We start from the raw sequence: 8,218 nt of genomic DNA, 5'->3' as shown, positions 1-8,218 counted from the left end.
GGCCGGCGCACCGCCGCCACCACGCGGTCACCCGCCGCGAGCGCCGCCTCGGCCAGCGCGCGTCCGAAACCCCGGGACGCGCCGGTGATGATCCAAGTCTTTGTCGTCATGCCGGCGACGCTACGGCTTCGAGCGCGCTCGAACGCAAACCCGTAGCCGGTCCGAAGGAATCCATAACTCCGCCGCCCCAGGGTGAGGGTCAACCGATCGCCGCACCGCGGTGTTCTTGCCGACGTCCCTCCCCCGGTCCCCTGGAGCCCTTCATGACTACCCGCCGCTGGGCGGCACTGCCCGTGCTGCTGGTCGCGGTGTTCGTGACCACGCTGGACTTCTTCGTCGCGAACCTGGCCGTCCCGTCCATCCGCGCCGACCTGCGGGCCGGTGACGCCGCGGTGCAGTTCGTGGTCGCGGGGTACGGGCTGGCGTACGCGGCCGGGCTGATCACCTCCGGGCGCCTCGGCGACCTGTACGGGCACCGGCGGATGTTCCGCGCCGGGCTGGCGCTGTTCACGCTGGCGTCGGCGGGGTGCGGGCTCGCGGGAGACGCGGCCTGGCTGGTGGCCGCCAGAGTCGCGCAGGGCGTGGCCGCGGCGCTGCTCGCGCCGCAGGTCCTCACGCTGCTCGGGGATCTCTACCGGGGCGCCGACCGGGCCACGGCCTTCCGCTGGTACGGCACGGCCGTCGGCCTGGCCGGGGTCAGCGGCCAGGTGATCGGCGGCGTGCTGGTGGCCGGCGATCCGCTGGGGCTGGGCTGGCGGGCCTGCTTCCTGGTGAACGTACCCCTCGGCGCCGCGGCGCTGGCCATGACGGGACGGCTGCTCCCCCGGCCCCTGCCGTCGCCGCCCCGGCGAGCCGCGCCCCACACGCCCCGAGCCGGGCTCGACCTGGGCGGGGCCGGGCTTGTGACCGCCGGGCAGGTGGCGATCGTGCTGCCCCTGATCGAGGGCCGCGAACAGGGCTGGCCGCCGTGGGCCTGGTGGTGCCTGGCCGCCTCCGGCCCGATCCTGGCCGCGTTCGTGCGCCGTCAGCGGCGGCTGGCGGGCTCGGGGCGGATCCCGCTGCTCGACCTCGACGTGTTCGCGGACCGGGCGTTCGCCTGGGGCCTGGTCGCCGTGGCGCTGCTGTTCGGCACCTCGGCCGGGCTGTCGTTCGTGCTCGCCCTCTACCTGCAGGACGGCCTCGGCCTCGACCCGCTCGCCGCCGGAGCCGTGTGCACCGCGCTCAACGCGGGCTTCTTCGCCGCCTCCCTCCGACCTGGACGCTTCGGCGCACCCGTACTGCTGCTCGGGCTGTGCCTCCTGTACGACGTCGTGGCGCGCGCGGCGCAGCCGTACCAGGTGGCCATGGCCCTCCTCGTGGTCGGAGCCGGGATGGGACTGATCATGTCGCCGCTGCTCTCCTCGGTGCTGTCGGCCGTACGCCCCGAGCGGGCGGGAGCCACGGCCGGGGTGCTCGGAACCGTTCAGGAGACCGGGGGCGTGCTCGGCTGCACGATCACCGGCACCGTCTTCTTCGGCACGCTGGCCGGCGGCGACTGGCGGTCCGCGACACTGGCCGCGCTGTCCGTGCTGGTCGCGGGCGCGCTGGGCGTGCTGGCCCATGCCGTGCTACGTCCCCGCGCCCGCACCCCGGTGACGGCGACGTCAGGCAAGCAGCACGATCACCGGCCGGACGGCCTGGAATGCGGGCGACCATAGCCGAGACCGTGCTGCTCGATCATCCATCGGGTGGGCACCGATCGGGCGTTCAGGATGTCGCGGTTGAGGACGGCGCAAGCGGGTGCCCTGGGCTGGATCAGTCATGGTCTGCGCCGCTGAACTCGGCTGGAACGAGTTCGCAGGGTGCGACCGGTCCGCGGATGACCCCGACGCCGCCTCCGTAGCTCTTGTTCAGGTCGCCGTTGGCGGAGTGCATCACGACGACGAGCGTCTCGTCCGGCCCGAAGTCCTTCGGGTCGATCCAGAAGTCTCTCGAGTCCTCGGCTTGTCTCAGGGGCATCCGGTCCGGCTGGGGCACCGTCTGCCCCCGGGGCTCGCGGCAGGCCTGGCCGTAGGGGACATAGTCGATCACCGCTCGCACACCCTCTTCCCGCAGCCTTTTCTCCAGGTCCTTCGGCCTGACGAACTCGTTGATCCGTACGGTGACGGTCCCGTCGGGGTTCTTGACGACGGCGAATGCCGGCGCGTCCGACATCAGCGGTACGGCGACCGCCACCGCTGCGGCCACCGCCGCGGCCAGCCCCACCGCAGTCACCAGATGGCGTGCGGGCCGGCGAGCCGGCCCGGCCTCCCACGAGACCGTGGCGGCCTCCGCACGCAGTTCCTCGAACAGCTTGTCCCTGAACGACACCGCCATCACAGTCCTTCCGTCACGAGAGCCGCCGCCACGCCGGGTACCTTCCGCAGAGTCCGGCGGGCGCGATGCAGCCGGACCCTGGCCGTCCCGACCCTGATGTCCAGGGCCTGGGCCGCCTCTGCCACCGTCAGCTGGTCGATGACCACGAGCTCGATCAACGCCCTTTCGCCCTCCGGCAGGTCGGCCATGGCCGACAGTGCCCGCCGGGCGGGCTCTTCGGCATCGATGCGGTCGGTCAGATCGGCGATGTCGTCGCCGTCCAGCAGCCGGCGCGCGACGATCCGTTCGATCGCGCGGGCCTCGCGATCACTGCGACGTCGTTGGGTCGACAGCACGTTGCGCGCCACCCCGTACAGCCATCCGGTCTCGCTGCCCCGTCCCGGCCGGTAGGTGTGCCGGGAGTGCAGCGCCGCGAGGAATATCTCCGCCGTCAGGTCGGCCACCGCGTGCGGGTCGGCCACCCGCCGTGCGACGAACCGCGTCATGGCGTCGAAATTCCGCAGGTAGAAGGCTTCGAACGCCTGTGTCCGGGCTAACGGGTCCGCCGGTTGCGCCTGGTCGAGCCGCACGAGCCGGGCTCCCTTCGTTCAACAGTGCTTACACCTTGTACTTGGCCGAACCTCGGAATGCATTACGAGGCGGTGCGGGGCGAACAGGTGAATCTCGTTCGACGACGGCCGGTCACCAGACCGATCTGATCGCCTCGATCACCAGGTCGGGCTGGGCGTGCTGCACGTAGTGGTCTGTGGTGCCGGCGACGACGACACGGCCGCGGCTGGACAGCGCGGCGAGACGTCCGGCCTGATCGGCCGCCGTCGCGGGCTGCCCCGCGGGGATGACGACCACGACGGGCAGGTCGCGCCACGCGCCTGGTCGTACCGTCGCGCGGACCTGGGCGGCGCTGTCCGCCGCGGCCCAGGCCTCGGCCCGGGCGGCGCCCATGCTGCCCGCGCCGTAGACGACGGGAGCGCTCGCACGCGCCGCCGCGGTGGCCTCGGCGGGCACCAGCGCGTCGCCGAACAGCCGCAGCACGCCGACGCGCGCCAGGGCCTGGTTGACGGTGAACTGCGCGGCGAGGAGCGGGCGGGAGATCTGGAGGGCTTCGGTGGCGTTCTCGTCCGTGATGTCGATCAGCACGAGCCCGGCGGTCAGCGCGGGCCAGTGGTGCGCGAAAAGTCGCACGATCGTGCCGCCGTAGGAGTGTCCGACCAGGACGTACGGCCCCGCCTCGCCCGCCGCGGCGAGCAGCGCGCGCAGATCCGCCGCGGCGCGGTCCGCCGTACGAGGGGCCGGGCCGTCCTCGCTCCAGGCGTATCCCGCGCGGTCGTACGCGCACACGCGGCCGGGCAGTCCGCGCTGGATCACGTCCCAGCTCGCACTCGACTCCGCCAGGCCGGCCTCCAGCACGACGGTCGGCGTTCCCGAGCCCGTGGTTCCCGAGCCCGTGGTTCCCGAGCCCGTGGTTCCCGAGCCCGTGCAGTGGACGTGCAGCCGGTGGCCGCCCACGTCCACCAGCCGTCCAGGCACGGGCGGGTCCCCCTGCCGGGCCACCGACTCGTAGCAGAACCCGGTGACGGCCGCCAGCACGACCACCGCCGCGCACCAGGCGGCGGCCCTGCGCAGCGCTCGGGCGACCACAGCTCTCTTCGACACGTCACGAATCTAGGGACGCGATCGCCCGGCCACCTCGTCCGCCAGGACGAGCCGCCTGCAGGAGCGGACGCCAGAGAACCTCATCCATCAGGATGAGACTCTCGCCTGCCCGGTGACGGCGAGGTGGGGTCACGGGCGGCGAGCAATGCCATCGGCGTCGCCGCCATGCGTGTGATCATCGAAGGCCGCCTGCCCGACCTCACCCCCGCCGTGATCGACGAAGCTCTCCGCATGCAGTCGGGCCGCACCGGCGAGCCGTTCCCCCGCTACGCCCATCAGGACCTGGAGCTGGACGGCATCGCCAGCAAGTCCGGCGACCTCATCCTGGTCCGCCTGGAAGCCGCCCGCCGCGACCCGGCTCACTTCACCGACCCCGACCGCTTCCTTCCGGGCCGCCGCTCCTCCCCTCCCCTGGTCTTCGGCCACGGCCCGCACTACTGCCTGGGCGCCGTCCTCGCTCGCGCCGAGATCGGCGCCGCCCTGTCGGCGTTGTCACGTCACCTTCCCGGGGTACGGCCGGCCGAGCCGCTCGAGAGCGTGGAATGGACCACCAACAGCGTCGACATCGGCCCGCTCGCCGTACGCGTCACCTGGTAGGCCTCCCGATCGCTCTCTCAACACGAAGCGGTGAGAGTGGCCTTCCAATAATGTTCGGAACCGGCCGGAGAATAGCTCGTGCTGATCTCTTGGCAGCTACTGCTGTACGCCTGCATGGCGGCCACCGCGCTGGCATGAGCATCCGAGGGGAGATAACCGTAGCCGACGAAGGTCCGTTGATCCGCCACGGCGACGTCGGCCAGGCCGACTACGACTGCCGCCGCCAATGTCATGGTCGCCAACACGCGGGTTACGCGTCGATGCATTGTTCCCCCAAGGGCAAACAAGATCGGTTTGACTTTTCAGTCAAACCGATCTTTCCAGCAAGGTCAAGGGTCACCCTGGTACGGCAGCTGCCTCCGTCATCGAGGGAGCTCGCACGATGTGCCGGGGCGCTGCCCGTATCAAGGGCCGACCGACTGGCCTCGGACGGCACGAGCCCGGCAGGGCAGGACCGGTGATGCGCCACAGCGGCAGGCGAGTCGAGGCCCCGGAGTCCGCGGCTGCCGGCGGGTCAGGGAAGTTGCGATCGGGTGTGCGGTGTGGATTCCCGGCCGGCGCCGGACGGGCGCCGGGATACGCCGGACGGTAGCACCGCAGCGGGGCGGCATACGAAGTACGAGAGGGACAGCAGGAGAAGGGCAGCGGCGGGAACCGCACCGGCGAGCGCCAGACCGATTCGGGGCCCGAGGTGCTGGTTGATGGCGCCGATCAGGGGTCCGCCGAGGGCGCCGCAGCCGAAGAACACGAGAAGGTAGACACCTATCGCCCTGCCGCGAAGCTCGGTTCCGGCAGCGACTTGCACGGTGGCGTTGACCGCGGTGAACAACAGTGTCGTCGCCATGCCGATCCCGGCGAGGGCGCACGCGAGGCTCCACGGTGTCGGCATGGCGGCGGCGAGTAAATACGTGGCGGCCACCGCGCACCCGGTCCAGGTCAATCCGTTCATGGTGGTGCGGGTTCGACCGGCGGCGATCAGCGCGCCGAGCATGGAGCCGAGCGCGACGACGAAGGTGAGCGTCGCGTAGCCGGAGGGTCCGATGTCGAGGGTGCGGGCGTAGGAGGACAGTGTGACCGGCAGGCTGCTGGTGAACATGCTGAACGCGCCGGCCAGCGCGATGGGCCGCCAGATCTCCGGTCGCCGTACCAGTCCGCGCATCCCACCTGGAACGAGTGCGGCGGCGCGCACCGCGGGGCGCGGGTGCGGGAGCCGGTCCGGGTCGATGCAGGCGAAAGCGATGAGCGGGACAGCGTAGGAGACGGCGTTGAGAGCAAAAGCCCAGCCGGGACCGACGGCGCTGATCAGTGCGCCGGACACTGCCGGGCCGGTGAGGGCGCCGAGTTGGTACGTCGAGGAGTTGAGGCTGATGGCGCTGTGCAGGTGATCGCGTTCGACCAGGTCGGTGACGAACGCCAGCCGAGCAGGCTGGTCGATCGCGGCGATGATGCCGAGCACTGCCGCCAGGAGCTGGATGTGCCAGGCGGTGACGTGACCGGTGAGGGTGAGCACGGCGAGGATCGCGGCAAGGGCGCCGGTCGCGGCCTGGGTGGCCTGCAACACCCGGCGCTTCGGATAGTGGTCGGCGATCCACCCACCGGCCAGACCAAAGACCAGCATGGGGGCCAGTTGCAGAGCAGTGGTGATTCCGACGGCGGTGGCATCTCCGGTGAGGCTGAGCACCAGCCAGTCCTGGGCGATGCGCTGCGCCCACATCCCGGTGGTAGCCACTGTCTGGCCGAGCAGCAGGAGTCGGAAGTTCCGGGAACGCAACGCGGCAAGCCTGGTACGTCGCGGGATAGGTGGTTTCGGCCGGGGGCTGGGGGGCTCTGGCCTGGCGGCCGCCCTGGTCACGACGGAACTCCTCCTTCGGTAACGGGGCTGTGTCTCCATCGTTGGGCACCGAGATGAATTTACGAAAGGGAATTGATCAAATAAGTCTTATTGCGAATCATGATGAGCTGGCCTAGCGTCGGGTCGTATGTTTCCTCCCGAGCAGGTGCGGACTTTCCTGGTAGTGGCGCAGTCATTGAGCTTCAGCCGGGCTGCGGCGGCGCTGGGCCTCGGTCAGCCCACGGTGAGTCAGCACATACGCAAGCTTGAACAAGCGGTCGGTCGGCCGTTGCTGGTCCGGGACACTCGCAGCGTGACATTGACCGTCGACGGAGAGGCGATGGTCGGCTTCGCCCGCTCGATTCTCACCGCACACGCTCAGGCGGCGGACTATTTCAACGGCGGCGGAGTGCGGGGCCGGTTGCGATTCGGAGTGACCGACAATCTCGCGCTGAGCCAACTGCCGCGGATTCTGCGGGACTTCCGGCACCTCAACCCCGGCGTCACTCTGGACCTGACCGTGGCCCAGCAGGGCGTGCAACTGCAACGCCGAGTCGAATCCGGCCACGTCGACGTCGCCTTCCTCCAGACCACCGCCGGAGAGGGACGGGGCCGGCTGGTGCGCCGGGACCGGCTCGTATGGGCTGCCGTCGAGGGCAGCGGCCTGCGGTGGGACGAGGGACAGCGGGTGCCGCTGATCGTGTATCAGGCGCCCAGCCCCAGCCGGGCGTTGGCGGTGCAGGCGTTGGAGCAGGCAGGCGTCAAACACCGTGTGGTCTGTACGGCGCGCGGGGTCAACGCCGTGCTGGCCGCCACCCGTGCCGGCCTCGGCGTTGCGATCTTCGCCCGCAGCCTGCTGCCCGCCGATCTGGTCGAGCTTCCCAAGAGCGCCGGGCTACCCGAACTGGGCGAACTCGACCTCGTCCTGCTGACCAACCCGCACGCCCCCTCCGAACTCGCGGAGGCCTTGACCAGCGCTATCCTCGCGCACGCCAACCCCACCGGCTCCATCCACGACACCCGTCACCGGCCGGAGGCTCCGACAGGTGCGGAGATCCGCCGAACGCGTCATTAGAGGGCAAGGCCTCGATGCGTTCCCATGACCTGGTCGCCGGGGTTCCGGCGTGGGCACGGCGCTCCGCTCAGCAGGCTCAACCACGGCCGGACCCACAGGGATCCGGCCGCACGCCAAACGGCCCCGGTCCGTGTGGATGGACCGGGGCCGTTCGTCGTCACCGGGCTTGGTCTGCCTCTCCTTGGGAGGCTGTGGGTCACAGGCTGCGGGCGGTGATGTCGCCGTTGGAGGTGGTGGCGTGGATGTCGAGTTCGGCGGTGCCGTTGTTCTTGAGGGCGTTGGTGATGCGGCCGTAGGTGGTGCCGGCGTCCAGCGCGGCCGAGACGCCGGCGGCGGCGGCGATCGCGATGTCGCCGGACTGGGTGCGGAGCACGACCTTGCCGCCGGTGGCCTCGGCGATGCGGATGTCGCCCCGTGCGGTGCTGATCTCCGCGGGGCCGGCCAGCCGGGCGACCTCGATGTCGCCGTCGGTCGCGGTCAGGCGCAGGCTCGCGGTCTCCTCGAGGGTGATCTGGCGGTAGGCGCCGTCGAAGGTGACGTCGCCGAGGCGGCCGGTGGTCCGGAGTTCGGCGGCGGCCGCCTTCGCCTCGATGCGGGAGCCGGTGGGCAGTTTGACGGTCACGTCGATGGATCCGGACGGGCCGAGGTACTGGTTCTTCACCGAGGTCTCGATCCGCAGGACGCCGTCGGCGTAGGCGACCGTGGTC

Annotated in this window: 8 protein-coding genes; 3 read left to right on the top strand and 5 right to left on the bottom strand. The window is 71.0% G+C overall.

Annotated features, from left to right (window positions below):
- Positions 1-263 precede the first annotated feature (263 nt).
- The gene (locus ABZX61_RS65525) at positions 264-1,697 is read left to right on the top strand and encodes an MFS transporter (RefSeq protein ID WP_355213184.1); all 1,434 of its coding nucleotides are present in this window, start codon (positions 264-266) and stop codon (positions 1,695-1,697) included.
- A 97-nt stretch (positions 1,698-1,794) separates the two neighbouring features.
- Here the strand turns inward: ABZX61_RS65525 and ABZX61_RS65520 are convergent, their stop codons facing one another.
- From ABZX61_RS65520 to ABZX61_RS65510, 3 genes are all read right to left on the bottom strand, one after another.
- Positions 1,795-2,355: a hypothetical protein gene (locus ABZX61_RS65520; RefSeq protein WP_350721980.1), complete on the bottom strand. Its 561-nt coding sequence runs from the start codon at positions 2,353-2,355 to the stop codon at positions 1,795-1,797.
- Positions 2,355-2,924, bottom strand: coding sequence for an RNA polymerase sigma factor (locus ABZX61_RS65515; RefSeq protein WP_355213182.1), 570 nt, complete (start codon positions 2,922-2,924; stop codon positions 2,355-2,357). The genes ABZX61_RS65520 and ABZX61_RS65515 overlap by 1 nt, the downstream gene beginning before the upstream one ends.
- A gap of 112 nt (positions 2,925-3,036) precedes the next feature.
- Positions 3,037-4,008 (bottom strand): alpha/beta hydrolase, encoded by a 972-nt coding sequence (locus ABZX61_RS65510; protein WP_355213180.1) that lies wholly within the window; start codon positions 4,006-4,008, stop codon positions 3,037-3,039.
- 165 nt (positions 4,009-4,173) lie between these two features.
- On the opposite strand from ABZX61_RS65510, the gene ABZX61_RS65505 reads away from it, so the two are divergent.
- A complete protein-coding gene (locus tag ABZX61_RS65505) occupies positions 4,174-4,605 on the top strand; it encodes a cytochrome P450 (protein ID WP_355213178.1) in 432 nt (143 codons plus the stop codon).
- 514 nt (positions 4,606-5,119) lie between these two features.
- On the opposite strand, the gene ABZX61_RS65500 is transcribed toward ABZX61_RS65505, so the two are convergent.
- On the bottom strand, positions 5,120-6,496 hold the full coding sequence (locus tag ABZX61_RS65500; RefSeq protein ID WP_355213176.1) for an MFS transporter: 1,377 nt from the start codon (positions 6,494-6,496) through the stop codon (positions 5,120-5,122).
- Positions 6,497-6,584: 88 nt separating this feature from the next.
- Between ABZX61_RS65500 and ABZX61_RS65495 the strand changes: the two genes are divergently transcribed.
- Entirely contained in the window at positions 6,585-7,511 is a 927-nt protein-coding gene (locus ABZX61_RS65495; protein WP_355213175.1) for a LysR substrate-binding domain-containing protein, read from the top strand.
- A 196-nt stretch (positions 7,512-7,707) separates the two neighbouring features.
- On the opposite strand, the gene ABZX61_RS65490 is transcribed toward ABZX61_RS65495, so the two are convergent.
- A partial coding sequence (locus ABZX61_RS65490; RefSeq protein ID WP_355213174.1) for a DUF4097 family beta strand repeat-containing protein occupies positions 7,708-8,218 on the bottom strand: 511 nt, incomplete at its 5' end.

The sequence above is a fragment of the Nonomuraea sp. NPDC003709 genome (genome assembly GCF_040610775.1).
In the GTDB taxonomy this organism is placed as follows: domain Bacteria; phylum Actinomycetota; class Actinomycetes; order Streptosporangiales; family Streptosporangiaceae; genus Nonomuraea; species Nonomuraea angiospora_A.
The sequence above is the reverse complement of the archived record's forward strand: the minus strand, read 5'-3'. Positions and strand labels throughout refer to the sequence as shown.

Bases quoted from the DNA above. Each gene is read 5' to 3' on its own strand.
- ABZX61_RS65500 (WP_355213176.1), bottom strand. From the start codon at position 6,496: ATGGAGACACAGCCCCGTTACCGAAGGAGGAGTTCCGTCGTGACCAGG.
- ABZX61_RS65525 (WP_355213184.1), top strand. From the start codon at position 264: ATGACTACCCGCCGCTGGGCGGCACTGCCCGTGCTGCTGGTCGCGGTG.
- ABZX61_RS65505 (WP_355213178.1), top strand. From the start codon at position 4,174: ATGCGTGTGATCATCGAAGGCCGCCTGCCCGACCTCACCCCCGCCGTG.
- ABZX61_RS65520 (WP_350721980.1), bottom strand. From the start codon at position 2,355: ATGGCGGTGTCGTTCAGGGACAAGCTGTTCGAGGAACTGCGTGCGGAG.
- ABZX61_RS65495 (WP_355213175.1), top strand. From the start codon at position 6,585: ATGTTTCCTCCCGAGCAGGTGCGGACTTTCCTGGTAGTGGCGCAGTCA.